This is a genomic window from Streptomyces sp. NBC_00076 (genome assembly GCF_045041235.1).
Taxonomy (GTDB): domain Bacteria; phylum Actinomycetota; class Actinomycetes; order Streptomycetales; family Streptomycetaceae; genus Streptomyces.
In genome coordinates this window covers 7,358,738-7,383,299 of sequence record NZ_CP108242.1, presented here as the reverse complement: position 1 = coordinate 7,383,299, position 24,562 = coordinate 7,358,738, and the positions used below count along the sequence as shown (strand labels likewise).

Sequence of the window (24,562 nt, the reverse complement as noted above, 5' to 3'; positions counted from 1 at the left end):
CTCCAAAGGAACGGATCGAGTCCCGCTGCCCGGCAGAGCCGGTCCGGCATCGGCCACTGCCGGGCGCCCGCGCCTCTGGTTGTCTGATGGCCCGTCAGCTACCGTCCTCTCGCGCCACTCCCATCGACACCAATCCGCTCCCGCCCACCGCGCGAAGGGGGACTCCCCATGCCCGTCACGGTCGTCCGCTTCAACCTGGTCGAGCCCGGTGCCACCCCCGCCTCGCTCAGCGCCCGGTACCGGGCCGCGCTGGAGATGGCCGCCTACGCCGACGAGCACGGGATCACCACCGTGCAGACCGAGGAACACCACGGCGTCGGCAACAACTGGCTGCCGTCGCCGTTCGCCTTCGCGGGCGCGGTGTTCGGGGCCACGCGCCGGATCGCGGTGACGGTCTCCGCGGTCATCGGCCCGCTGCACGACCCGCTGCGCCTGGCCGAGGACATCGCCGTACTGGATCTGCTGAGCGGCGGACGGCTGGTCACCGTCGCCGGGATCGGATACCGGCCCGAGGAGTACGCCCTGTTCGACGTGGAGTGGAAACGCCGCGGCCGGATCCAGGACGAGGTCCTGGAGACCCTGCTGAAGGCCTGGACCGGGGAGGAGTTCACGTACCGGGGCCGTACGGTACGGGTCACCCCACGCCCGTACTCCGACCCGCACCCGTTGCTCCTGGTCGGCGGCTCCTCGAAGGCCGCCGCCCGCCGGGCCGCCCGGCTCGGTCTGCCCTTCTTCCCGAGCGCGCATCTGCCGGAGCTGGAGGCGTACTACAAGGAGCGGCTGGTCGAGTACGGCACCGAGGGCTGGACGATGATGCCCGCCGCCGAGACACCCCTGCTGCACCTCGCCGAGGACCCCGACCAGGCGTGGGCGGCGTACGGCGAGCACTTCCTGCACGAGGCGCGGACGTACGCCTCCTGGCAGTCCGGCGACATCCGCTCGGCCGTGCGATCCGCGGCCACGACGGTGGAGGAACTTCGTGCGGAAGGCGTCTACCGGATCCTCACACCCGACGAGTGCGTGACTCAGGGCCTTGACAACCTGGTCCTGCATCCACTGGCGGGCGGGATGCCGGTGGACGAGGGGTGGCGCAGCCTGCGGCTGTTCACGGAGCGGGTCCTTCCAGCACTGGGCGACTGACCGGCGTCGGCAACCGATCGCCGGCCGGTCCTCGGCCGAAGCCGTCGAACCCGAACGGTCGCCGAGCGGACGCGATCGCCCGCGGCACGTCCGGTGAACGCCGGTACGACACCGCCGCCCCCTGCTCGCTCGGCGGCGGAGCAGGGGGCGGCGGACGGTACGGGGAGAGGGGCAGCGGGGACTTGGCCCTTCTCCCCGAGTGCGGGGAGCCTCGGCAGGAGACTCAGCCCATCTCCTCCAGGGTCTTGCCCTTCGTCTCCTTGACGTACTTGAGGACGAACGGGATGGAGAGCGCGGCGAAGACCGTGTAGATCACGTAGGTCAGGGAGAGGTTCCATTCCGCCAGCGACGGGAAGCTCGCGGTGATGGCCCAGTTGGCGATCCACTGCGCGGAGGCGGCCACACCCAGGGCTGCGGCGCGGAGCCGGTTCGGGAACATCTCGCCGAGGAAGACCCAGACGACCACACCCCAGGACAGGGCGAAGAACAGGACGAAGAAGTGGGCGGCGATCAGCGCGATCCAGCCCTGCGTGGCCGGCAGCTTGCCGCCGACGAGGTCGTAGCTGAACGCCCAGGCCTCCAGCGCCAGGCCGATCACCATGCCGACGGAGCCGATGAGGGCCAGCGGCTTGCGGCCGACCCGGTCCACGAAGATCATCGCGATCACGGTGCCGACGATGTTGATGATCGACGTCGTGAAGGAGTAGAAGAACGAGTCCGTCGGGTCGACGCCGACCGACTGCCACAGCGTCGAGGAGTAGTAGAACGCGACGTTGATGCCGACGAACTGCTGGAAGACCGAGAGGCCGATACCGATCCAGACGATCGGCTTGAAGAAGAAGCCGCCGCCCAGCAGGTCCTTGAAGGTCGACTTGTGCTCGCTCTTCATGGCGAGCTCGATCTCGCCGACCCGGGCGTCAAGGTCGATCTTGTCGCCCTCGACCTCCGCGAGGATCTCGCGGGCGCGCTCGTGCTTGCCGACGGAGATCAGGAAGCGCGGGGACTCGGGGATGGCGAAGGAGAGCAGACCGTAGAGAACGGCCGGGATCACCATGACGCCCAGCATGACCTGCCAGGCCTCCAGGCCCATGAGCTTGCCGCGCTGGTCGCCGCCGGCGGCGTTCAGCAGACCCCAGTTGACCAGCTGGGAGATCGCGATGCCGACCACGATCGCGGCCTGCTGGAAGGAACCGAGCCGGCCGCGGTAGGCGGGCGGGGCGACCTCGGCGATGTAGGCGGGGCCGATCACGGAGGCCATGCCGATGGCGAAGCCGCCGACGACCCGCCAGAAGGCCAGGTCGTACAGCGCGAAGGGAAGCGCGGAGCCGACGGCACTGATGGTGAAGAGGACGGCGGCGATCTGCATGCAGCGGATGCGGCCGATGCGGTCGGCTATGCGGCCGGCGGTCGCGGCGCCGATGGCACAGCCGATCAGTGCGATGGCGATGACCTGCGCCAGGGCCGCCGACCCGACGTCGTATCGGCCGCGGATGGCCTCGACGGCACCGTTGATCACGGAGCTGTCGTAGCCGAAGAGGAATCCGCCCATCGCGGCCGCCGCCGCGATGAAGATGACGTGCCCGAGATGATCGGGGTGAGCCGTTGCGGCTCCTGACTTGGTTCCCTGCGCTGTGCTGGTCACGTGTACTCCTCGGGCCACCGGCAACGCTGCCGGCGGGGGTCGGCCCTTCGAGGTAGGTGGTACCTGAAGGTAAAAGCAACATTGCCGAGACTATGCCTTCAAGTTTCGAAGTCAAGAGGCCATCGCTGTGACCTCTACCCCGGCAAGTGACAGTGCTGCGTTCAAGAGTTGAAGAAATGAAGGAGATCAGCGCAGCCGCTGCGAGATGACCTTCGAGACACCGTCGCCCTGCATGGAGACGCCGTACAGCGCGTCGGCGACCTCCATGGTCCGCTTCTGGTGCGTGATCACGATCAGCTGCGAGGCTTCCTGCAACTCCTGCATGATGCGGATCAGCCGCTGGAGGTTGGTGTCGTCGAGCGCCGCCTCGACCTCGTCCATCACATAGAACGGGCTGGGCCGGGCCTTGAAGATCGACACGAGGAGCGCCACGGCCGTCAGCGAGCGCTCACCGCCGGAGAGCAGCGAGAGCCGCTTGACCTTCTTGCCCGGCGGACGCGCCTCGACGTCCACACCCGTGGTGAGCATGTTGTCGGGGTCGGTCAGGATCAGGCGCCCGTCGCCGCCCGGGAACAGCCGGCTGAACACGCCCTCGAACTGCCGGGCGGTGTCCCGGTAGGCCTCGGTGAAGACCTGCTCGACGCGCTCGTCGACCTCCTTCACCACCTGGAGCAGGTCGGCGCGGGTCTTCTTCAGGTCCTCCAGCTGTTCGCTGAGGAACTGGTGGCGTTCCTCCAGCGCCGCGAACTCCTCCAGGGCGAGCGGGTTGACCTTGCCGAGCTGCTGGTACGCCCGTTCGGCCGCCTTCAGCCGCCTCTCCTGCTCCGCCCGGTGGAACTGCCTCGGCCGGTTGCGCGGATGCTCCGGATCCTCCGGCAACTCCTCGCCCTCGGCGGGGGGCGAGGGCGGCACCAGCTGGTGGGGGCCGTACTCGGCCGTGAGCCCCGCCGGTTCCACACCGAACTCCTCCAGCGCCTTGGTCTCCAGCTGCTCGATCCGCAGCCGTTTCTCGGCGCCGAGTACCTCGCCCCGGTGGACTGAATCCGTCAACTTGTCGAGCTCTGCCTTGAGGTCGCGCCCCGTGCTGCGGGCGGCGGTCAGCTCCTGCTCCCGTCGGGCCTTGGCGGCCTCGGCGGTGGTGCGCTCCTCGTCGGCCCGCGTGAGGGAGACCTCGACATGCGCGAGCAGCTGCCGGGCACCGGAGGCCACGGCCTGAGCGACGGCGGCCTCGTGTCTGAGACGCGCCCGCCGTTGCTCCGCACGCGCGCGTGCCTCGCGTTCCCCGCGGGCGGCCCGGTCGAGCGAATCGGCCCGCCCGGCGAGCCCCTTGACCCGTTCCTCGTGCGTACGGACCTGGAGGCGGGCCTCCATCTCGGTCTGCCGGGCGTTGGCCCCGTCGGCGGCGAGCCGGTCGCGTACCGACGTGTCGGGCTCCTCCTCGACCGGCATCTCCTCGGCGACGGCGAGCCGTTCGGCCAGTTCCTCGACGTCCTGGAGGGCCTTGTCGAGCGCCTCCTGCGCCCGAGCGGCCGCGGCGACGGACCGCTCGGCCTCTCCTGCGGCACCGCGGGCCTGCCCGGACAGCCGCCCCAACTGCTGGGCCACCGACGACTTCTCCCGGTCTGCGGCCCGGCGTCGTTCCCCCAGTTCCTCGACCCGCGCGACGCACTCCCCGCGCCGCTCCACGGCCGCGTGCTGCGCCTCGGTCAACTCCTCGCACCGCACAGCCAGTTCTTCCAGCTCGGCGGCTGCCTCGTCCACGGACGCCTGAACCTCGAGCAGGCTCGGCGCCCCGGCGGACCCGCCCTGCGCGAAGTGCGCGCCCAGCAGATCGCCCTCGGCGGTCACGGCGGTGAGGTCGGGCCGCGCGTAGACGAGATCCTCGGCGTCCTCAAGCGTGCCGACGACGACGATCCCGCGCAGCAGACGTCGTACGGCGGGCATGAGGTCGACGGGGGCGCGGACGAGGTCGGCCGCGTACGGCGGCCCGTCGGTCCGGGCCTCCCGCGGTACGTCGTCGGCGGCGCCGCTCAGCAACAGCGCCGCCCGCCCCGCGTCCTGCTTGCGCAGCAGGCGGATCGCCTCGGCCGCGGCGGACGGGGTGGTCACCGCGAGGGCGTCGGCGGCGGCACCGAAGGCCGCGGCCAGGGCGACCTCGTGCCCCGGGGTCACGGTGAGCAGTTCGGCGGCCGGGCCGAGCAGGCCGCCGAGGCGGTCCTTCGCCGCGAGCAGCGCGCCGGTACCGTCCTTGCGGCGCAGGCCCAGTGCCAGCGTCTCGTGGCGGGCCTGGGTCGCGGCCCGTCTGCGCTCCGCCGCGGTGGCCGACTCCCGGGCCGCGGTGAGCCCGGCCTCGGCCTCGGCGAGCTCGTGCTTCGCCACGTCGTGCCGCTCGGCGAGTTCGGCGTCGCCGGCGTCGAGTCCGTCGACCTCGGCCTTGAGCGCCTCGTACTCCTCCTGCGCGGCGACGGCCCGCTCCTGCGCCTCGTCCCGGGCGGCGGCCAGCCGGTCGATCTCGGCCTGGGCCGAGCCCGCCCGGGAACGGGCCGCGTTGACCTGGCCGTTCAGCCGGGCCAGACCTTCACGGCGGTCCGCGATGGCCCGGGCCACGTCCTTGAGACGCCGTTCCTCCTGGGCGAGTTCGCGCTCCAGCTCGGAGCGGTGCGCGACGGTGTCCTCCAGGGCGTGCTCGGCCGCCTCCAGGGCCGCCTCGAGCTCGGCCTCCTGCTCACGGATCCGGGCGGCCTCGCGCTCCATGTCCTCCGGGTCGCGCCCGCGTCGTTCCTCGGGGGGCGCGGAGGTCGCGCTCTTCACGCGCGCGTCGGCCAGCGAGATCGTGCCGCGCACCCGCTCGGCCAGCTGGGACAGCTCGTACCAGGTCTGTTGGGCGCGCTGGACGCGGGGGGAGAGCTGCCGTACCTGGTCCTCCAGGAGCGCCTCGCGCTGGAGGGCCCTCTTCAGCTCCAGCTCCGCGGTCTCCTTGCGCTCCTTCAGCGCGGCCTCGTCGGCGACCTCCGCCTGCAGCGCGTTCCGCAGCCGTACGAGATCGTCGGCCAGGAGACGGAGGCGGGCGTCGCGGAGGTCGGCCTGGATGACCGCGGCCCGTCGGGCGACCGCGGCCTGCCGGCCGAGGGGCTTGAGCTGGCGCCGCAGTTCGTCCGTCAGGTCCTGCACACGCGCGAGGTTGGCCCGCATCGCGTCCAGTTTCCGCAGCGCCTTCTCCTTGCGCTTGCGGTGCTTGAGGACACCCGCGGCCTCCTCGATGAAGGCGCGGCGGCCCATGGGGTCGGCGTGCAGGACGGAGTCGAGCTGGCCCTGGCCGACGATGACGTGCATCTCGCGGCCGATGCCGGAGTCGGACAGCAGTTCCTGGATGTCGAGGAGCCGGCAGGTGTCGCCGTTGAGCTGGTACTCGCTGCCGCCGTTGCGGAACATGATCCGCGTGATGGTGACCTCGGCGTACTCGATGGGCAGCGCCCCGTCGGAGTTGTCGATGGTCAGGGACACCTCGGCGCGGCCCAGCGGAGGACGGCCGGTGGTGCCGGCGAAGATGACGTCCTCCATCTTGCCGCCGCGCAGCGACTTGGCGCCCTGCTCGCCCATGACCCAGCTGAGCGCGTCCACCACATTGGACTTTCCCGAGCCGTTCGGTCCGACGACACACGTGATCCCCGGTTCGAACCGGAGCGTGGTCGCCGAGGCGAACGACTTGAACCCCCGGAGGGTCAGGGCCTTGAGGTGCACGCCGCTGGACTCTACCTTCCGGGGGTGTCTCACTCCATGAACCCGCGGTTTCACTCATGAACATGCAGGGCACATCAGACGTTGAAGAGAGTGAAAGGATGCGGGGGCGAAGAAGGCGGGGGAAAGAAAGAAGGGACGCCGAAGCGTCCCTTGCAACTCTGACAACTTAGCGGTTGATACAGGCTGCCCAACCACTGCGTGAGCTGTCGTGGAGCGATGCAGTGATCAGGTGAGCGCAGGCTCCGCCTGGTGTGCGTCGATGCTCTCCATGATCCTGTCGTGAGAAGCGGCAGCCGCGAGCGAGTCGTTCTCGGCCTGGATCCGTACAAGCTCGGATTCCAGGTCCTGGACGCGCTGCTGGAGCCGTCGCATCTCGGCGAGGAGTCGAGGGTCGGAGCCGCCGACGTAACCGAGAAGCGCCTTTGCCATGATGGATGGTCCTCCACAATGAGTGACCGACCGAAGCGGTGTGGGTCGTGAGGGATTCGCACCCGCGATGCTTGGCACTGTTGAGTTGTGCTGCCGTTCATCCATGCCAAACAGCTAAGGTGCGCGGGGTGCTTTCAGCGTCTCACCAAAAAGTTTGACGGTCAACACGATCACGCCCCGTATCGGCGGGCAACCCGGATCCACGCGGCCTGGAACGGCGACGCTGCGGCTCTCCACGGGGCCCTCGGGGCGAGGCGATCATCCTTACCTGGGGAGCCTGTCAGCGCAAGGGGGTTCTTGGCAACCACCAGCCCCTTTCTGCTCCGGGCACGTGCCAGTGGCATGTCCCTCTGCTTCCGCCTGGGCTGTTTTACAGAACCGGCTCAGCGGATGGCGAACCCGTCGTAGCCCCCGCGAGGTGTGTCCCAGATCTCCGTGACGCCATCCACCTGCCCGGGCGTGTCGTCACCCTGGAGCCAGTCGAGGAGCCACTGGCACCCCGTGGGCGGGCCCTCGGCGACCACCTGGACCCGGCCGTCGGCCAAATTGAGAGCAAAACCACTCAGCCCGCCGATCTCCAGCGCCTTGGCCCGCGTGAACCAGCGAAAACCCACACCTTGGACGCGTCCCCGCACCCAGGCAACCAGCCGTACGTCGTCACTCATGAGTGCAACCTAGCCGCGCAAATGTCTCTTCGGACACTTCCTCCTCCGGCGCCATGCGGTACCGTCCCCCACCAATGAATCTCATACGAAACTCACTTCATCGTGTGAGTTTTGTGACCTTGGTTGACCGGGGGGACGCGTCGACCGCAAGGACGAGGAAGGCAAGGACATGGGACGCCACCGACGCTCCGCCGCCGGCCGCGCCGCCACGGGCCGCGCCACGGGGGTCGCACCAGCGCAGGGCTCGTACCGGGGCAGCCACGACCCGCAGGACTCGTACAGCGTCGACTACGGGCCGCGGAGCACTTCCGTTCAGGACCCGCAGCACTCGTACGCCCAGGACCCGCAGGACCCGTACGCCGGGAACGGCCACCCCACGGGCGGCGCGGCCCCCTATCTGCACCCCGAGGCGTACACCGAGACCTCCGCGCGCAGTGCCGCCTATCTCTTCGCGACGGAAGAGGACTACGCCACGTTCCTGGGCACCGACGCCGCGTCCTCCCGTGACGGTGGCTTCACGCCCGACGGAGGTTCCCGGGCCGGTCGGTCGCACCGCCGCAGGAGGAAGACGTCGACGCCGGTAAAGACCGGTCTGCTCGGGGTCTCCGCGGCGGTCGCGCTCGGGACGGTCGCGGTCGCCACGGGCGCCGTGCCCGGCCTCGACAACTACCGGATCGGCGGGGACAGCAACAGCGGCGGCGGCAGTGTGCAGGCCGCCGGCACTCCGACCAACAGCCCGGTCGAGCAGGGCGGCACCTCCGGCAGCGCCGAGAGCCGCGAAGACTCCACCTCGACCAGCCGCGGCTCCGACCGCTCCGTAACACCCACACCCTCGCCCTCGACGTCTTCGGCGACGCCCACCACGGCTCCGCCGAAGAAGACGGAGAAGCCGGAGACCACGCCCAGCGAGAAGCCTGAGGCCCCCGCTTCCCGTGCGGCCACGAAGGCGCCGGAGCAGACCAGCGCCCCGGTCACCGTGTCCGCCGAGACCCAGGCCGCGGCCCAGGTGCTCAGGCTCGTCAACCAGGAGCGGGCGAAGGTGGGCTGCAGCGCGCTGTCCGCCAACAGCGCACTGTCCGAGCTCGCCGATGACTTCAGTGACGCCATGGCCAAGGGGGGGTTCTTTGATCACACCGACCCGAGTGGCGCGACCCCGTGGGACCGTGCGGCGAAGGCCGGGGTCAGCGATCTCGGCGGCGAGAACATCGCGCGGGGGCAGGCCAACGCGGCCGCGGTGATGAAGGCGTGGATGGACAGCCCCGGCCACAAGGCCAACATCCTCAACTGCGACTTCAAGACGCTGGGGGTCGGCGTGCACTTCGGGTCGGGCGGTCCGTGGTGGACGCAGGACTTCGGGTACTAGTAACCGACAGGTTGCACTAACTTTTAGTTAGTGCAACCTGTCGGTTAGCGCTGTGCTCGCGTACGCTTGACCTATGGACATCACGCAGGAGCGCTCGGAGGCGCAGGATCTCCCCTACAGCGTGTTCGCCAAGGCCTGCCCCTCACGCGGCACGCTGGAGCACGTCACGGGACGCTGGGGCGCGCTCGCGCTCGGCGCCCTGCACGAGGGCTCGCTGCGCTTCAACGAACTGCGCCGCCGGGTCGACGGCGTGAGCGAGAAGATGCTGTCCCAGACACTGCACGCGCTGGAGCGCGACGGCCTGGTGCACCGTGAGGCCCAGCCGACGAATCCGCCCCGGGTGGACTACGAACTGACCCCCCTCGGCCACGAGGTCGCCCAGCGTCTGCTGAACCTCATCCACTTCGTGGAGGGCAGGATGGACGACGTCCTCGCGGCCCGGGAGCGTTACGACGAGACGCGCGGGGCGCGCTGACAGCGCGGGCAGAAGTAGCTGGACCGGTTCATCCACGGCCGTCGGCGCATCGGTGTGGCACAGCGCTTGCACGGCAGACCCTCACGCCCGTACGCGTCGAGCGACCGGTCGAAGTAGCCCGACTCTCCGTTGACATTGACGTACAGGCTGTCGAAACTCGTGCCGCCGACGGAGAGGGCCTCGTTCATCACGTCCCGGATGTGGCCGAGGAGTTCGGCGGTGCGTGGGCGGGTGAAGTTCGCGGTCGGGCGCTCGAAGTGGATGCGGGAGCGCCAAAGGGCCTCGTCCGCATAGATGTTGCCGACGCCGCTGATCAACGACTGGTCCAGCAGGGCCCGTTTGACGGTGCTGCGCTTGCGACGCAGGGCCTGGTGAAAGCCCTCGTCGTCGAAGAGCGGGTCAAGGGGGTCGCGGGCGATGTGGGCGATCACGTCGGGCAGCCCGTCGGAGCTCGTCTCGTGCAACGACAGGCCGCCGAAGGTGCGTTGGTCGACGAAACGCAGTTCGGTGGGCTCCGCCGCGGAAGCGTCCGGTGTCAGTGGGTCCGCGAACCGGACCCGGATGCGCAGGTGCTTCTCGTCGGGCGCCGCGTGCGGCTGGACCAGGAGCTGACCGCTCATGCCGAGGTGAGCCAGGATCGCCTGGTGGGTGTCCTCCAGGGGCAGCCACAGATACTTGCCGCGGCGGCTGGGTGTGCCGATGCGGTGGCCCTTGAGCCGGTGCGCGAAGTCGTCCGCGCCGGCGACATGACGGCGTACCGCCCGCGGATGCAGCACCTCGACCTCGGCGACCGTACGGTGGGCGACCCACCGGGCCAGGCCGCGCCGGACGACCTCGACCTCGGGCAACTCGGGCATGGGCTCCCCCGTCACGAAGCGGTGTATGAGGCGAGCGCCCTCCCCGGGGCCAAAGCCCAGGGGCGGGCGCTCGGACGCGCTTGTTCGGTCAGGCGGAGACGGACGACGGTCCTTCGTGGTCCTGGGCGGCCGGTTCGGCCGCCGCCTTGGCGCGCTCGTCCGCCGCGGCCCGGATGGACCGCCACGCGGATTCCGCGGCCTGCTGCTCCGCCTCCTTCTTGCTGCGGCCGGTGCCGGTGCCGTACGAGACGCCTCCGACGCGGGCGGCAGCAGTGAAGGTCTTCTCGTGGTCGGGGCCGGTCTCCGTGACCAGGTACTCGGGGACACCGAGGCCTTCGGTCGCGGTGAGCTCCTGGAGACTGGTCTTCCAGTCCAGGCCGGCTCCGAGGTTCGAGGACTTCTCGATCAATGGGTCGAACAGGCGGTGCACCAGCTCCGCCGCCGAGTCCAGTCCCTGGTCGAGATAGACCGCGCCGATCACCGCTTCCAGGGTGTCGGCAAGGATGGACGCCTTGTCCCGGCCGCCCGTGCCCTCTTCACCGCGGCCGAGCCGGATGAAGGAACCCAGGTCGAGCCCGCGGCCGACCTCCGCCAGCGCACGCGAGTTGACCACCGCGGCCCGCAGCTTGGCCAGTTGGCCTTCCGGCAGGTCGGGGTGGATGCGATACAGCGTGTCCGTGACCACGAGGCCGAGCACGGAGTCCCCGAGGAACTCCAGGCGTTCGTTGGTCGGCAGGCCGCCGTTCTCGTACGCGTACGAACGGTGGGTCAGCGCACGCACCAGAAGGGCGGACTCGAGTGTGTACCCGAGCCGCCCTTCCAACAGCGTGTGGGACGAGGCCGTGTTGTCCGCCGGGGCGTTCCCGCTCACGCGGGACGCGTTCTTCTTGGGCGTGGACACTGTGCCTCTCACCGGCCGCTCAGACCTCGAGGACCTGGCGCTTGTTGTAGGTGCCGCAAGCCGGGCACGCGATGTGCTGCAGCTTGGGCTCGTGGCAGCGCTCGCACGCAACCAGGGTGGGGACCGCAGCCTTCCACTGCGACCGGCGGTGGCGCGTGTTGCTGCGCGACATCTTCCGCTTCGGAACAGCCACGGCTACTTCTCCTGCTTCTCGTCGACGCCCGCTTCGGCGTCGCTGGTGTCGTCCTTCTCGCCATCTTCGAGTGAACCGGCGAGTCCCTGCAGTGCCGCCCAACGGATGTCGACGGCGTCATGGTGGTGGCCCGGGTCGTCCGCAAGGCGTGCTCCGCACTGGGCGCACAGTCCTGGGCAGTCTTCCTGGCACACCGGCTGCATCGGCAGTGCAAGCACCACCGCATCGCGCAGCACGGGCTCGAGGTCGAACAGGCCGTCCTCGATGAAGAGCATGTCCTCGTCGTCCTCGGCGTCGTCGGCCGGCTCCGCCTTGGGGCGGCCCCGGTCGTCGGCGTCAGGGTACGAGAACATCTCCTGGAAGTCCGCTTCGAGCTTCAGCTCCAGCGGCTCCAGACACCTTACGCACTCCCCCTCGGCCGTTGCACGGGCGGTGCCTGTGACAAGCACCCCTTCCATGACCGACTCGAGTCGGAGTTCGAGCTTCATCGGGGCGCCTTCCGGCACTCCGACGACCCCCTGGATACCGAGATCCTTGGGGGCGTCGATCGAGCGGGTCAGGCGCTGCAGCGCACCAGGCCGCCGACCCAGCTCGTGTGTGTCGAACACGAGGGGGTTGCGGTGGTCGAGGCGGGCGTTCAGGGCCATTCCAACTTTCGATCTGCTGAGCTCGGGGTCGCTGCCCTTCGGTGTTCCCGGGCAGCGTTGATCGCGGACGTACACGCGACCGAAGAGCCAGGATACTGGACCTTTCGCTCACGGCCCAATCCGGTGTGCGTCTCCCGGTCGCCGCCCCTCCGCGAGAGGCGGCTCAGCCGTTTCCGCGCCCTTGCTCATAGGCCCGCAACTGCTCCGCGCTGATCATGCCGGTGTCGAAGAGGCTGGTCTCGTCGAGGGCGTGCGCCTGCTGCGGCACGTACCCCTGTTGCTGCTCCGGCTCTCCCTGGCGGTGGTCCGGGTGGGCCTGGTGTGCCTGCTGGGCCTGGTGCGGGTCGTAGACGCCCTGTTGACCGTCGTAGCCCTGGAAGGGGGCACCTCCCGCCGGAGCGTAGCCGGAGGTGGGGGCATACGGGTCGGCCTGCTGGTAGCCGTACGGGTCCGGCTGACCTGTGTACTGCTGCTGGTAGCCGCCGCCGTAGGTGTCGGGCTGTTGCTGATAGCCGTAGGCCGGCTGCATGTCCTGCTGGTCGTACTGCTGGGGGACGGGCTGCTCGACCGGGGCCGCCGCGGTCTCCCGCTGCGTGAGGGCCGCGAGGTCGGCGAGGTAGTCGGCGTCGCTGGAGTGCTGGACGGTGGAGAGGTCGTCCGCGAGGGCACCGAGGTCGTCGGTGGCGATCCGGCCGTGCAGCTTCTGACGGCCGCGGCCGACGGCCTCCAGGGTCTTGGCGAGGACCGCCTCGAAGGCGCCCAGCTTGACGTCGACGTACTCGTCGGCGGTGCGGCGCAGGGTCTCCGGGTCGTGGCTGCGCTCGGGGGCGTCCTCGTCCTCGTAGCCCTGTTCGTCTATGCCCGGGCCGGTGCCGAGGAGCTTCTCCCGGCCGCGGCCCACCGAACCGAGGGTCTTGGTGAGGACGACCTCGAAGTTGGCGAGCTTGGAGTCGACGTAGTCGTCGGCCTCCGCGCGGACCTCCTCCGCCTCCTGGCGGGCCTCGGCGAGGATGCGGTCGGCCTCGGCCTGGGAGCGGCGGGCGACCTCCGTGTCGGAGATCAGGGAACCGCGCTCGGCGTGCGCCTGCCCGATGATCCGCTCGGCCTCCTGGCGGGCCTGCTCGACCATCTGCTCACGGTCACCGATCAGCTCCTGGGCCTGCGCCAGGGAGCCGGGCAGGGCCGCGCGCACCTCTTCGAGCATCGCGAGCAGGTCGGCGCGGTTGACCACGCACGAGGCCGACATGGGCATCGACCGGGCACCGGAGACCGCGGACACGATCTCGTCGAGCTTCTTCTGCACGTCCACCTGTGCTCGCCACTCTCTACAGCTGTGTTGGAGACGGACCCGTCGACTGTAAGGCCATGACGCGACCGGCGGACACCGGCTGACGGGCCGTCAGCGGCTCAGTCCTGCCGGAGCCGCTCGGCGAGGGCCTCCAGGACGAGTGGCGGCACCAGGTGGGAGACGTCGCCGCCCCAGGTCGCGACCTCCTTGACCAGGGAGGAGGAGAGGAAACTGTAGGTGGGGTTGGTGGGCACGAAGAGGGTCTCCACCCCCGAGAGGCCGTTGTTCATCTGGGCCATCTGCAGCTCGTAGTCGAAGTCGCTGACCGCGCGCAGGCCCTTGACGATGGCGGGGATGTCGCGCTGCTTGCAGAAGTCGACGAGGAGGCCGTGGAAGGCCTCCACCCGGACGTTCCCGTACTCGGCGGTGACCTGGCGGATCAGGTCGATCCGCTCGTCGATCTCGAACAGGCCTCTCTTTGACTTGTTGATCATGACCGCGACATAGACCTCGTCGTAGAGACGCGAGGCGCGCGAAATGATGTCGAGGTGTCCGTTGGTGATCGGGTCGAACGACCCGGGACAGACGGCGCGGCGCACTTGAGATCCCTCGCTCTCCGGTCCGGTCATCGTGCGTCTTCGCACGTAGAGGCGGCGCGACCGTACCAAAACGTTCCCTCGCCGTAACGACGGGCCCGGATCGCTTCGAAACCGTCCGGCCAGTGGAATTCGCCGCCTCTGGTGCTGCGCTCCACGGTGACGAGGGCTTCGGGCGCGAGCCAGCCCCCGGCCAGGAGTGTGAGCAGAATCTCGCGAAGATCGCTGTCCGAGACGGCGTACGGCGGGTCGAGGAACGCGAGGTCGTACGGCTGCTCCGGCGGCACCTGGATGATCTGCTGAGCCTTGCCCGCCCTGACCTCCGCGCCGGGCAGGCCCAGGCTCCGCACGTTCTCCCGGACGATGCGGGCGGCCCGGGCGTCGGCCTCGACCAGCAGGGTGTGACCGGCGCCCCGGGACAGGGCCTCCAGGCCGACGGCGCCCGAGCCCGCGTACAGGTCGAGGACCCGCTCGCCGTCCAGGGGGCCGCCCAGCAGGGACTGCCAGGTGGAGAAGAGACCCTCGCGCGCGCGGTCGGAAGTGGGGCGGGTGCCGGTCCCTGGCGGGACGGCCAGGCGACGTCCGCCGGCCGTGCCGGCGATCACGCGGGTCATCTGGGGTCCTTGTTCGTGGGTGTCTTCGTGCGGTCAGTCTGGCAGGCGGAGGTGAGGGGTGCTCGGTCACCGTCGGCCGGTGCGGGTTCACGGGGGTTGGCCGCGCTCACGCGGCGGGGCCGCGATCGACACCGCCCAGCGCCCCTCGAGTGGCTCGCCCCTAGCCCTTCTCCAGGTACTGCTCCCTTTCCTCGTCCAACAGGGCGTCCAGGGCTGTGCGCAGGCCTGGGAGGCCCAGTAGCTCGGGATCGGCCGCCACCACCGCTGCCGCCTCCTCCCTCGCCTCCGTGATGATCTCCTCGTCCTCGATGACGGCGAGCATCCTGAGGCTGGTGCGCGCGCCGGACTGGGCCTGGCCGAGGACGTCGCCCTCGCGGCGCTGTTCGAGGTCGATGCGGGAGAGCTCGAAGCCGTCGAGGGTGGCGGCGACGGCGTTCAGCCGCTGGCGGGCCGGGCTCGCCTCGGGCATCTCGGTCACCAGGAGACACAGGCCTGCGGCCGAGCCACGCCCCACCCGGCCGCGCAGCTGGTGCAGCTGGGAGACGCCGAAGCGGTCGGCGTCCATGATCACCATCGCGGTGGCGTTGGGGACGTTGACACCGACCTCGATGACGGTGGTGGCGACCAGGACGTGGGTCTCCCCGGCGGCGAAGCGGCGCATGACCGCGTCCTTGTCGTCGGGAGGCATACGGCCGTGCAGGACCTCGACCTTGAGGCCTTGCAGGGGGCCCCTGGCCAGCTGGTCGGCGACGTCGAGGACGGCCAGGGGCGGGCGCTTCTCGGCCTCGTCCTCGGGGGTCTTCTTCTTGCCGGCCTTCTTCGGGTCGTCCTCCTCGTCGCCGATGCGGGGGCAGACGACGTAGCCCTGGTGGCCGTTCTCGACCTCCTCGCGCACCCGTTCCCAGGCCCGGGCCAGGAAGTGGGGCTTGTCGGCGGCCGGCACGACATGGCTGGCGATCGGGGAGCGGCCGGCCGGGAGCTGGTCGAGGACGGATGTCTCCAGGTCGCCGAAGACCGTCATGGCGACCGTGCGCGGAATGGGCGTGGCGGTCATGACGAGCAGGTGGGGCGGCTGCTTGCCCTTCCCGCGCAGGGCGTCGCGCTGTTCGACGCCGAAGCGGTGCTGTTCGTCGACGACGACCAGTCCGAGGTCGTGGAACTGCACCTTGTCCTCGATCAGCGCGTGCGTGCCGATCACGATCCCGGCCTCGCCGGTGACGAGGTCGAGCAGTGCCTGCCGCCGGGCCGCGGCCCCCATGGAGCCGGTCAGCAGCACCACCTTGGTGGCCTGGTCGGCACCGCCAAGCATCCCGCCCTCGGCCAGCTCCCCCATCATCTCGACGACCGAGCGGTGGTGCTGCTGGGCGAGGACCTCGGTGGGCGCGAGCATGACGGCCTGCCCTCCGGTGTCGACGACGGCGAGCATGGCGCGCAGCGCCACCAGGGTCTTGCCGGAACCGACCTCTCCTTGGAGCAGTCGGTGCATCGGGTGGTCGGTGGCCAGGTCGTCGAAGATCTCCTCGGAGACCTTGAGCTGGCCCTCGGTGAGGGTGAACGGCAGGCGGGCGTCGAAGGCCGTGAGGAGGCCGTCGGGGGCCGGTCTGCGGGGGACGGCGGGGAGTTGGGCGTCGGCGTGGCGACGGCGGGCGAGGGCGATCTGGAGGACGAAGGCCTCGTCCCACTTGAGGCGGGCGCGGGCGTCCTCGATGTCGGCCTTGGTGTGCGGGCGGTGGATCTTGAGGAGGGCCTCCGGAAGGGAGACCAGGCCGCGGCCCTCGCGCAGGGATCCCGGAAGCGGGTCGAGGGCTTCCTGGGCGCTCGGCAGGACGGTCTGGATCGCCTTGCCGATCTTCCAGGACTCCAGCTTGGCGGTGGCGGGGTAGAGCGGGATGAGGGCGCCGGCCCAGGTGTCGACGGCCTCCGCCGCTTCGCCCTCGGCACCGCGCAGCAACTCGTATGCCGGGTGGGCCAGTTGGAGGCGTCGGTTGAAGACGGAGACCTTGCCCGCGAAGAGCGCGCGGGTGCCCGGCAGGAGCTCCTTGTGGGGCTTGTGAACGCCGTTGCCGAAGAAGACCAGTTGGAGCCGGCCGTTGCCGTCCGTGATCGTGACCTCGAGGCGCTGGCCCTTGCCCCGAGGGGCCTTGGCCGAGGCGAAGCTGTGCAGACGGGCGTCGGCGACCTGGGCGACCACCGTGACGTGCTCGTCCATGGGCAGGTCGGCGAGGTCGGTGAGCTGGCCGCGCTCCTCGTATCTGCGCGGGTAGTGGTGCAGAAGGTCACCGACCGTGTGCAGGCCGAGATGCTCGGCCATCACCTTCGCGGTGGCGGGGCCGAGCACCTTTTTGAGGGGTTCTTCCAGTGCGGGCACGAGATCCATTGCACACCACACCACTGACATTGCCGTATACGTGCCGGGAAACCCCTGGTCAGGACGCTCGTTCGGGCCCTAGGATGACGCGCTCCGGCCATCCCTCCCCGCGGTCACCGCCTCATACGGGACCGCCCGACCCCGCGCCGTCGAGTACTCCCCACCGGCGCTGTGACGATGGACTCCCAGACCTCACAGTCATCCCAGGCACCCCAGTCGCCTCACACGTTCCAGGTCGACCTGCGCGGCCTGGTGGACCTCCTCTCCCATCACCTCTACTCCAGTCCCAAGGTCTATCTGCGCGAGCTGCTGCAGAACGCGGTGGACGCGATCACCGCCCGGCGTGCCGAGGAACCGGACGCCCCCGCCCAGGTGCGGCTGTACGCCGAAGCCGGTTCCCTGCGTGTCGAGGACACGGGCGTCGGACTCAGCGAGTCCGACGTGCACACCCTGCTGGCGACCATCGGGCGCAGCTCCAAGCGGGCCGAGGGGCTCCAGGAGGTCCGCGCCGACTTCCTCGGGCAGTTCGGCATCGGGCTGCTCGCCTGCTTCGTGGTCGCCGAGCGGATCCGGGTGGTCAGCCGCAGCGCTCGTACGCCGGATGCGCCGCCCGTGGAGTGGACGGCGAGCGACGACGGTTCGTACACCGTGCGGACGCTGCCTGACACGGCCCGGCCCGAACCGGGCACCACCGTGCACCTGACGGCAAGGGCCGGTGCCGGCGAGTGGCTCACCGGGGAGCGCGTCCTGGCGCTGGCACGGGACTTCGGGTCGCTGCTGCCCTACGACGTGCGGGTGGGCGAGGAGGCGGTCACCGATCTGCCCGCGCCCTGGGACCGGACGTATCCGAGTCCCGCCAACCGCCGGGTGGCGCTGGCGCGGCACTGTCACGACCTGTTCGGGTTCACTCCGCTGGACGCGATCGACCTTGCCGTGCCGCTCGCCGGGATCCGCGGGGTGGCGTACGTCCTGCCGTCGGCGGTCAGCCCGGCCCAGCGGGCGGGTCACCGCGTGCACCTGAAGGGCATGCTGCTGACCGAGCGGGGCGAACAGCTGCTGCCCGACTGGGCGTTCTTCGTGCGCTGCGTCCTGGACACCGACAGCCTGCGGCCCACGGCCTCGCGCGAGTCGCTGTACGAGGACGAGACGCTGGCCGCGGTACGGGAGGCGCTGGGCGAGCGGATCCGGTCCTGGCTGACGGGCCTGGCGGCCGGCGATCCGGAGCGGCTGGCGGACTTCCTGGCCGTGCACCACCTGGGCGTGAAGTCACTGGCGCGGCACGACAGCGAGGTGCTGCGCACGATGCTGCCGTGGCTGCCCTTCGAGACGACCGACGGACAGCTGTCCCTGGAGGAGTTCGCGCGGCGACACCCGGTCGTGCACTTCACCCGGACCGTCGAGGAGTACCGGCAGGTCGCGCCGATCGCGTCCGCGCAGGGCGTCGGGGTGATCAACGGCGGCTACACGTACGACAGCGAGCTGATCGAGGCACTGCCGTCGGTGCGGCCGGGGACGGTCGTCGCCGAGCTGGACGCCGACACCGTGACCGCGCACCTGGACGCGGTCGATCCGGCCGAGGAACTGGCGCTGTCCGGCTTCCTGACGGCCGCGCGGGCCAAGCTCGACCCGCTGGGATGTGATGTCGTCCTGCGGGCCTTCCACCCGCTCTCGGTGCCCGCGCTGCATCTGGACGACCGCTCGGCCCGCCACGAGCAGGCCCGGGCGGAGGCCGCGGAGCAGGCAGACGACCTGTGGGCGGGCATCCTCGGTTCGCTGCGCGGCAGCGCACCGCGCGCGCGTCTGGTGCTCAACCATCTCAACCCGCTGATCCGGCGCATCAGTTCACTCGGCGACCCGGAACTGATCGGCACCGCCACGGAGTCTCTGTACGGGCAGGCGCTGCTGATGGCGCAGCGCCCGCTCAGGCCCGCGGACTCGGCGCTGCTGAACCGGGCGTTCATCGGCCTCCTGGAGTGGGCCACGCACAGCGAGGACGGTCACCCATGAGCCGGATCACGGACTTCGACGACCTCCGTCAGGCGATGGCGGAGAACTCCGAGCAGCCGGAGGGGCCGGCCCGCAACGCGCGCGCGGAGCACCTGCTCGCCGAGGCGGAGCGGCTGAACATACCGCTCGCGGTGATCGAGGCGCTCGGACACCAGTTGAAGGTCTACAACTACAGCTCCGAGAAGGACAAGATGTTCGTCCCCTTCGCGCGCCTGTTGCGCATGTGGGACGAGCGGCCCGAGGACTTCGACGAGTACGAGACGCACTCGCTGCACTGGGTCTTCAAGTGGATGTCGGCCGGAATGCTCGACCAGCCGCACATTCCGCTGGCGTCCATCGAGAAGTGGCTCGGCGAGATGGAGCACCGCTACCGGCTCGCCGGACACTCCGAACGGGCCGTGCGCGGCGCCGAGTTCAGTGTGGCCGCGCACATCGGGGACGTGGCGCGCGCCGAGCGGGCGTACACCGCCTGGCTGGCCGCCGACCGGGACGGCATGGCCGACTGCCACGCGTGCGAGCTGCACGGGCAGGGCTGGTGGCAGGCGGAGCGGGGCCGGGACGGCGAGGCGCTTGAGTTGTGGAGCCCCGTCCTTGCGGGCGAGTTCACCTGCGCGCACGAGCCGCACACAGTCCTCGCGTCCTCCCTGACGCCCCTGCTGCGGCTGGGCCGCGTCGACGAGGCCCGGGCCCACCATCTGCGGGGCTTCCGGCTCGTGCGGGCGATGGAGAGCATGCGGGGCGCCTACGCGGACCATGTCGAGTTCTGCGCGCTGACCGGGAACGAGGCGCGTGGCCTGGAGCTGCTCGCGGAGCGGCCGACGTACTTCACGGACGGCGGGGACCCGCGCAGCGGCCTGGACTTCATGGCCGTGGTGGCCCTGCTCATGGACCGGCTCACCGAGCTCGGGCTCGGCGAGCAGCGGGTGCCCGGGCCGGCCGGCCGGGAGTGGACCGCGCGGGACCTCGCCGCCCACGCGCGCGGGGAGGCGCTCGCCCTGGCCGCCCGCTTCGACGATCGCAACGGCACGCGCCACGTCAGCGAGCGGGCACGCGTGCGCATGGCGCAGCGGCCGCTGGCCGAGCGGCTGCCGCTGGGGGTGCGTTCGGCGCCGAGGGCCGCCGTCGCCCCGGCGCCGAGGGCCACGTCCCCGGAGGGGCCCGGTCAACCCGGTCAGCCCGATCTGCCCGCGCTGCTCATCGAGGCACGGCGGCTCTCGGACACCTTGCAGCCGCACGCGATCGAGGCGTGGGCGGCCGTCGCGCACGCCGCGAAGGGCGTCGAGCTGGAGGCCCGGGACCGGGCCGAGATCGCCGACCACCAGGCGATGGACCTGGGCCCGGAGGGCATCACGTTGTTCGAACGCGCCGCCGAGCTGTACTCGGAGGCGGGCGACCCCGGCGAGGCACTGGCGGCACGCGCGCGTGCCGCCTACGTCCACGCCCTCACGGGCGAGGTGGCCGAGGCGCTCGCGGCGGTGGCCGATCCCTACGACGAGGTCCTCGCGCTCTACGCCGAGGACGGTACGGGCGTACGGCAGACGGCGTCCGTGCTGATGGGGCGGGCGCGGATCCTGATGCGACGGGTGCACGAGACGGACGGGCCGCCGGAGGACCCGGTGGTGGCCGAGGCGGGCGCCGGCACCCCGGTGGAGGCTCCGGCCGCGACCGACGGTCTCCCGGCGGGCCCCGCCGGAGCCGACCCGGCCCGGGGCGGCGTGAGTACGGCCGGTGGCTCCGCGTTCGGTTCGGTCCTCACCGAGGCGGAGGGGGCCGCCCGGGAGGTGCTGGCGCTGGTCGAGGGGCGCACCGGTGACGACGTCCGGCTCGCCGCGCGGGCCGCCGAGGCGCAGGCGATGCTCGCGGAGCTGGCCGCGCAGGGCGGGGACATGGCGGCGGCCCAGGAGCTGTTCGCGCGGGCCGCGGAGGGCTTCGTCGGCGCGGGGCTGCCGTGGTTCGCCGTGGAGTACGAGGCCAGGCTCGCCGCACTCGCGCACCACCTCGGCGACCTGGCCGAGACGGAACGGGCGCTGCGGTGCGCCCTGGAGCACGGTGGACCGCATCTGGAGCCGACGGGACGGGCACAGTTGCACCTCCAGCTGGCCGAGGTCGTCGGCGGTCGGGGACTGTCCGAGGAGGCCGCCGAGCACGCCCTGGAGGCGGCGCACTGGGCCGACGAGGCCGGCGAGGGACCGACGTTGGGCGCCTGGGCCCGGCACCAGCTCGGCGGGTTCCTGCTGCGGCAGGGGCGGTGGGCGGAGGCCGCGGAGGTGCTGGAGTCGGCGTTGACCGACCTCGGCGCCGAGACGCACGGCGACGGCGCGATCGTGCAGACGCAGTGGTGGCTCGGCGACTGTCTGAGCGAGCTCGGCGAACACCACGAGGCCGCCGAACGTCGCTTGCAGGCCGCCGAGATCGCCCGGCACTGGCCGGAGCAGCACGACCACGCGACGCTCGCCCACCTCGCCGCCGAGTCCCTCGGGCACGCGGGGCTGCCCGCCGAGGCGGACCTGGCCTACGCGCGCGCGGGCGAGCTGTGGCGCACGCTCGGCAACGTCCACGGTCTGGTCCGCTCGCTGCGGGCCCGTGCCTGGCTCGCGCTGCGCACCGAGGACGGGGCCCAGGCGGCGCGGGAGTTGATGGCGGTCTCGGTCCGGGAGTGCGAGGCGGCGCTGGACCCGGCGGCGGACGACGAGGAGGACCGGCAGCGGCTGGTGGGCGAACTCGGCCACACGCACCGGCAGTTCGGCGACCTGCTCGCCCGTTCCGTGGCCGAGGACGCCGAGGACGACTCGATCCGGGCGGTGTTGGAGGAGGCCCTGGCCCAGGTGGCGGAGTCGATCGTCGTCTTCGCCGCCCTCGGGGCCGACGCCCTGCCCAGCCGGACCGGCGCCGAACTCGCCGCGGGATGGCTGGAGGCCGACCTGGGCCGCCCCTCGGACGCGGCGGCACGCGCGCGTGCCGTGCTGTCGGCCTACCCGAACGACGAGGACGAGGACGAGACAGCGCGGGCGCGCCGGTCCGAGGCACGGCAACTGCTCGGCGTGGTGGAGGAACAGGCGGCGGGCTAGGCGACGCGGGCCGACTGCCCCGGCTGGTCGCCGACCAAGCCGGAGGTCCGCCCCGTCCCGGCCGACAGCCAGGGAAGTGCCCCATCGTCCACGCCCGTGCGCGTGACGGAGCGGCCGAGCCTGCGTACGCGCGGTATCGCACCGGGACGTCGACGGCGGGACGGGCCGCGCTGACGCCGACGGGTCCGGGGGCTATTCGACGCCGATGAGCAGCAGGGACCCCTGCCGCCCGCCCCGGTACACGACCGTGTCGACGGCGAGGTACGACTCCCGTACGCGGGCCTCGAGGTGGTCGGCGACCGAGGCCGGGGCCTCGTCGCCCAGGACGAGGGTGACCAGTTCACCGCCGGCCGAGAGCATGCGGTCGAGGACCGTCTCCGCGGTCGCCCCGACGTCCGCGCCGATCACGGCCACGTCGCCGTCGATGAGCCCGAGGACGTCACCTGCCTGGCAGATGCCGGCCATGGTCCAGGACTGCCGCTCCGCGACCACGACTTCGGCGTACCGGGTGGCCCCCGCCGCCGAGGTCATCGTCACGACGTCCTCGTCGAAGCGGCGCCCCGGCTCGTGAACGGCGAGCGCGGCGATGCCCTGGACCGCGGAGCGGGTCGGGATCAGGGCCACGCGGACGCCCTCGGTGCGGGCCTGCTCGGCCGCCGCCGCGGCGGTGTGGCGCAGGTCCGCGTCGTTCGGCAACAGCACCACCTCGCGCGCGTGGGCCCGCCGTACGGCGTCCACCAGCTCCCCGCTCGCGGGCGGCTCCCCGGGGCGCGCGAGGACGGTGGTCGCGCCCGCCTCGGTGTACAGCCCGGCCAGTCCCTCGCCGGGCACGACGGCCACGACCGCGCGTTGGGCCCGCTCCCCGGTCGGCCGCTCGGCACCGGTGGTGTGCACGTCGCCGAGCCCGAAGTGGGTGATCCGGATCCGGTAGGGCCGCCCGGCCTCGACGCCCGCCTCCACGGCGGCGCCCGCGTCGTCCACATGCACATGCACGTTCCACAGCCCGTCGCCGCCGACCACGACGAGCGAGTCCCCGAGGGCGTCGAGCCGGGTCCGCAGCCGCGCGACCGCCTCGTCCCGCGCCTCCAGGAGGTAGATCACCTCGAAGGCCGGCCCACGCCGGCCGGGGGCGTGCGGGCCGTCCGCGCACTCCCCCGCGTCGTCGGGATCCGCCGCCGGATCCGCGGGCCCGCCCGCGGACGACGTCCGATCGCCGAGTCCCGCCTGCCCGGTGTGCCCCACGCGCGCGTGAACGGCGTCCGCACCGGCCCCGGGCACAGTGCCGGCGGATCCCGCCGGGTCGCCGTGTCCCACGCGGGCGTGGGCGTGCGAAGGGGATGCCGGGCCCGGCGTCTCCCCCGTGAACGTCTCCACCAGGGCCCCGAGGACCGCGACCAGGCCCCGCCCGCCAGCGTCCACCACTCCGGCGCGCTCCAGGACGGCCAGTTGCCCCGGGGTCGCGGCGAGGGCCGTGCGCGCGCCCTCGTAGGCGGCCCGGGCCACCGTCGCGCAGTCGCCCTCGGCCACGGCCGCGGCGTCGGCGGCGGCCGAGGCGACCGTGAGGACCGTTCCCTCGACGGGGTGGGCCACCGCCTGGCGGGCGGAGTCGGCCGCGTGTCGCAGGGCGAGCCCAAGGCCCCGCCCGTCGGTGTGAGCGGTCTCACCCTCGGCGGCGAGCACCTGCGCCATGCCCCGCAGCAGCTGCGCGAGGATCGTCCCCGAATTGCCCCGCGCGCCTATCAGCGCCCCGTGTGCCATCGCCCGGACGGCATCGGCGAGCGCCGGCCCTCCGGCGGCCCGGGAGCCCGCCTCGTGCCCCGCGAAGACCGCCTCGACGGCCCCGACGGCGGACTCCACGGTCAGATACAGGTTCGTACCGGTGTCCCCGTCCGCCACGGGATAGACGTTGATCGCGTCGATCTCCTCGCGCGCCCGTCCGAGCGCGGCCAGCGCGAGAGAGCACCAGGTGCGCACCGCGAGAGCATCGAAAAATGTCTGCGGCACCTGCGCCACCTACGCCTCCTTGAGCTTCCGGACGTGGGACGCAGCGTAGACCTCGGGACGGTGTCCACCGGAAGAGGGCCTGGAGCGGAGCCCTGAGCAGCCATGGTAGTTTCGTTCCACTGGCGCAGTCGTTGTATGCTGCTCCGGTTGCCCGATCCACATCGGGCCACCTCCCTGGCACCGCCACTCAGATCTCTGATCCTGCGATCTCGATCCCGGCATGCCCGGGATCCACCGTAAGTGCATCTGAAGTCTTTGGAGTGACCCGTGGCTGCCAACTGCGACGTCTGCGGCAAGGGGCCGGGCTTCGGCAACAACATCTCGCACTCGCACCGCCGTACGTCCCGCCGCTGGAACCCGAACATCCAGCGTGTGCGTACCGTGGTGAGCGGGACGCCGAAGCGCGTGAACGCTTGCACCTCGTGCATCAAGGCCGGCAAGGTCTCGCGCTGACGCACAGCTAAGCGCGCGGCCACAGCTGGTTCGCTGCTCTGAGCCGGTCCACCTCGTGTGGACCGGCTTTTTGCATTGCTCGTACGCTCGTAAGGCCAGCACCTGCCCGAC

19 protein-coding genes are annotated in these 24,562 nt (G+C 71.3%); 6 read left to right on the top strand and 13 right to left on the bottom strand.

Going from position 1 to position 24,562, the window contains the following annotated elements; translation table 11 throughout:
- Nucleotides 1-168 precede the first annotated feature (168 nt).
- Nucleotides 169-1,140 carry an LLM class flavin-dependent oxidoreductase gene (locus OHA64_RS33735; RefSeq protein ID WP_405619613.1) on the top strand — a complete coding sequence of 324 codons (972 nt, stop codon included), beginning with the start codon at nt 169-171 and terminating at the stop codon, nt 1,138-1,140.
- Between the two features lie 223 nt (nt 1,141-1,363).
- Here the strand turns inward: OHA64_RS33735 and OHA64_RS33730 are convergent, their stop codons facing one another.
- The 4 genes from OHA64_RS33730 to OHA64_RS33715 form a co-directional block, all read right to left on the bottom strand.
- The gene (locus OHA64_RS33730; protein ID WP_405619611.1) at nt 1,364-2,782 is read right to left on the bottom strand and encodes a sugar porter family MFS transporter; all 1,419 of its coding nucleotides are present in this window, start codon (nt 2,780-2,782) and stop codon (nt 1,364-1,366) included.
- A gap of 186 nt (nt 2,783-2,968) precedes the next feature.
- Nucleotides 2,969-6,523: a chromosome segregation protein SMC gene (gene smc, locus OHA64_RS33725; protein ID WP_405619609.1), complete on the bottom strand. Its 3,555-nt coding sequence runs from the start codon at nt 6,521-6,523 to the stop codon at nt 2,969-2,971.
- 225 nt (nt 6,524-6,748) lie between these two features.
- Nucleotides 6,749-6,952 carry a hypothetical protein gene (locus OHA64_RS33720; RefSeq protein ID WP_030667279.1) on the bottom strand — a complete coding sequence of 68 codons (204 nt, stop codon included), beginning with the start codon at nt 6,950-6,952 and terminating at the stop codon, nt 6,749-6,751.
- A 383-nt stretch (nt 6,953-7,335) separates the two neighbouring features.
- A complete protein-coding gene (locus OHA64_RS33715; protein ID WP_405619607.1) occupies nt 7,336-7,617 on the bottom strand; it encodes an acylphosphatase in 282 nt (93 codons plus the stop codon).
- A gap of 169 nt (nt 7,618-7,786) precedes the next feature.
- Between OHA64_RS33715 and OHA64_RS33710 the strand changes: the two genes are divergently transcribed.
- Together OHA64_RS33710 and OHA64_RS33705 are read left to right on the top strand one after the other, a co-directional pair.
- Nucleotides 7,787-8,980 carry a CAP domain-containing protein gene (locus OHA64_RS33710; RefSeq protein WP_405619605.1) on the top strand — a complete coding sequence of 398 codons (1,194 nt, stop codon included), beginning with the start codon at nt 7,787-7,789 and terminating at the stop codon, nt 8,978-8,980.
- A gap of 73 nt (nt 8,981-9,053) precedes the next feature.
- Nucleotides 9,054-9,455, top strand: a complete 402-nt coding sequence (locus tag OHA64_RS33705; RefSeq protein WP_405619603.1) for a winged helix-turn-helix transcriptional regulator — start codon at nt 9,054-9,056, stop codon at nt 9,453-9,455.
- Here OHA64_RS33705 and mutM read toward each other — a convergent pair.
- From mutM to recG, 8 genes are all read right to left on the bottom strand, one after another.
- A complete protein-coding gene (mutM, locus tag OHA64_RS33700; RefSeq protein WP_405619601.1) occupies nt 9,428-10,312 on the bottom strand; it encodes a bifunctional DNA-formamidopyrimidine glycosylase/DNA-(apurinic or apyrimidinic site) lyase in 885 nt (294 codons plus the stop codon). The genes OHA64_RS33705 and mutM overlap by 28 nt on opposite strands.
- 88 nt (nt 10,313-10,400) lie before the next feature.
- Nucleotides 10,401-11,225, bottom strand: a complete 825-nt coding sequence (rnc, locus tag OHA64_RS33695) for a ribonuclease III (protein WP_405619599.1) — start codon at nt 11,223-11,225, stop codon at nt 10,401-10,403.
- Between the two features lie 7 nt (nt 11,226-11,232).
- On the bottom strand, nt 11,233-11,406 hold the full coding sequence (gene rpmF, locus OHA64_RS33690) for a 50S ribosomal protein L32 (RefSeq protein WP_006139588.1): 174 nt from the start codon (nt 11,404-11,406) through the stop codon (nt 11,233-11,235).
- Nucleotides 11,407-11,408: 2 nt separating this feature from the next.
- Nucleotides 11,409-12,053, bottom strand: a complete 645-nt coding sequence (locus tag OHA64_RS33685; RefSeq protein WP_405619597.1) for a YceD family protein — start codon at nt 12,051-12,053, stop codon at nt 11,409-11,411.
- A gap of 163 nt (nt 12,054-12,216) precedes the next feature.
- Nucleotides 12,217-13,362, bottom strand: a complete 1,146-nt coding sequence (locus OHA64_RS33680; RefSeq protein WP_405619595.1) for a cell division initiation protein — start codon at nt 13,360-13,362, stop codon at nt 12,217-12,219.
- Nucleotides 13,363-13,460: 98 nt separating this feature from the next.
- Nucleotides 13,461-13,940 carry a pantetheine-phosphate adenylyltransferase gene (coaD, locus tag OHA64_RS33675; RefSeq protein WP_362448540.1) on the bottom strand — a complete coding sequence of 160 codons (480 nt, stop codon included), beginning with the start codon at nt 13,938-13,940 and terminating at the stop codon, nt 13,461-13,463.
- Nucleotides 13,941-13,966: 26 nt separating this feature from the next.
- On the bottom strand, nt 13,967-14,551 hold the full coding sequence (gene rsmD, locus OHA64_RS33670; protein WP_405619592.1) for a 16S rRNA (guanine(966)-N(2))-methyltransferase RsmD: 585 nt from the start codon (nt 14,549-14,551) through the stop codon (nt 13,967-13,969).
- Nucleotides 14,552-14,711: 160 nt separating this feature from the next.
- Nucleotides 14,712-16,928, bottom strand: coding sequence for an ATP-dependent DNA helicase RecG (gene recG / locus OHA64_RS33665; protein ID WP_405619590.1), 2,217 nt, complete (start codon nt 16,926-16,928; stop codon nt 14,712-14,714).
- A 168-nt stretch (nt 16,929-17,096) separates the two neighbouring features.
- On the opposite strand from recG, the gene OHA64_RS33660 reads away from it, so the two are divergent.
- Nucleotides 17,097-18,926 (top strand): HSP90 family protein, encoded by a 1,830-nt coding sequence (locus OHA64_RS33660; protein WP_405619588.1) that lies wholly within the window; start codon nt 17,097-17,099, stop codon nt 18,924-18,926.
- Entirely contained in the window at nt 18,923-21,994 is a 3,072-nt protein-coding gene (locus OHA64_RS33655) for a tetratricopeptide repeat protein (protein WP_405619586.1), read from the top strand. Before OHA64_RS33660 ends, OHA64_RS33655 begins: the two co-directional genes overlap by 4 nt.
- Nucleotides 21,995-22,186: 192 nt before the next feature.
- On the opposite strand, the gene OHA64_RS33650 is transcribed toward OHA64_RS33655, so the two are convergent.
- Nucleotides 22,187-24,007: a DAK2 domain-containing protein gene (locus OHA64_RS33650; protein WP_405619584.1), complete on the bottom strand. Its 1,821-nt coding sequence runs from the start codon at nt 24,005-24,007 to the stop codon at nt 22,187-22,189.
- A gap of 258 nt (nt 24,008-24,265) precedes the next feature.
- On the opposite strand from OHA64_RS33650, the gene rpmB reads away from it, so the two are divergent.
- Complete coding sequence (rpmB, locus tag OHA64_RS33645; protein WP_003973430.1) at nt 24,266-24,451, top strand: 50S ribosomal protein L28; 186 nt, start codon at nt 24,266-24,268, stop codon at nt 24,449-24,451.
- The last annotated feature ends 111 nt before the right edge of the window (nt 24,452-24,562 follow it).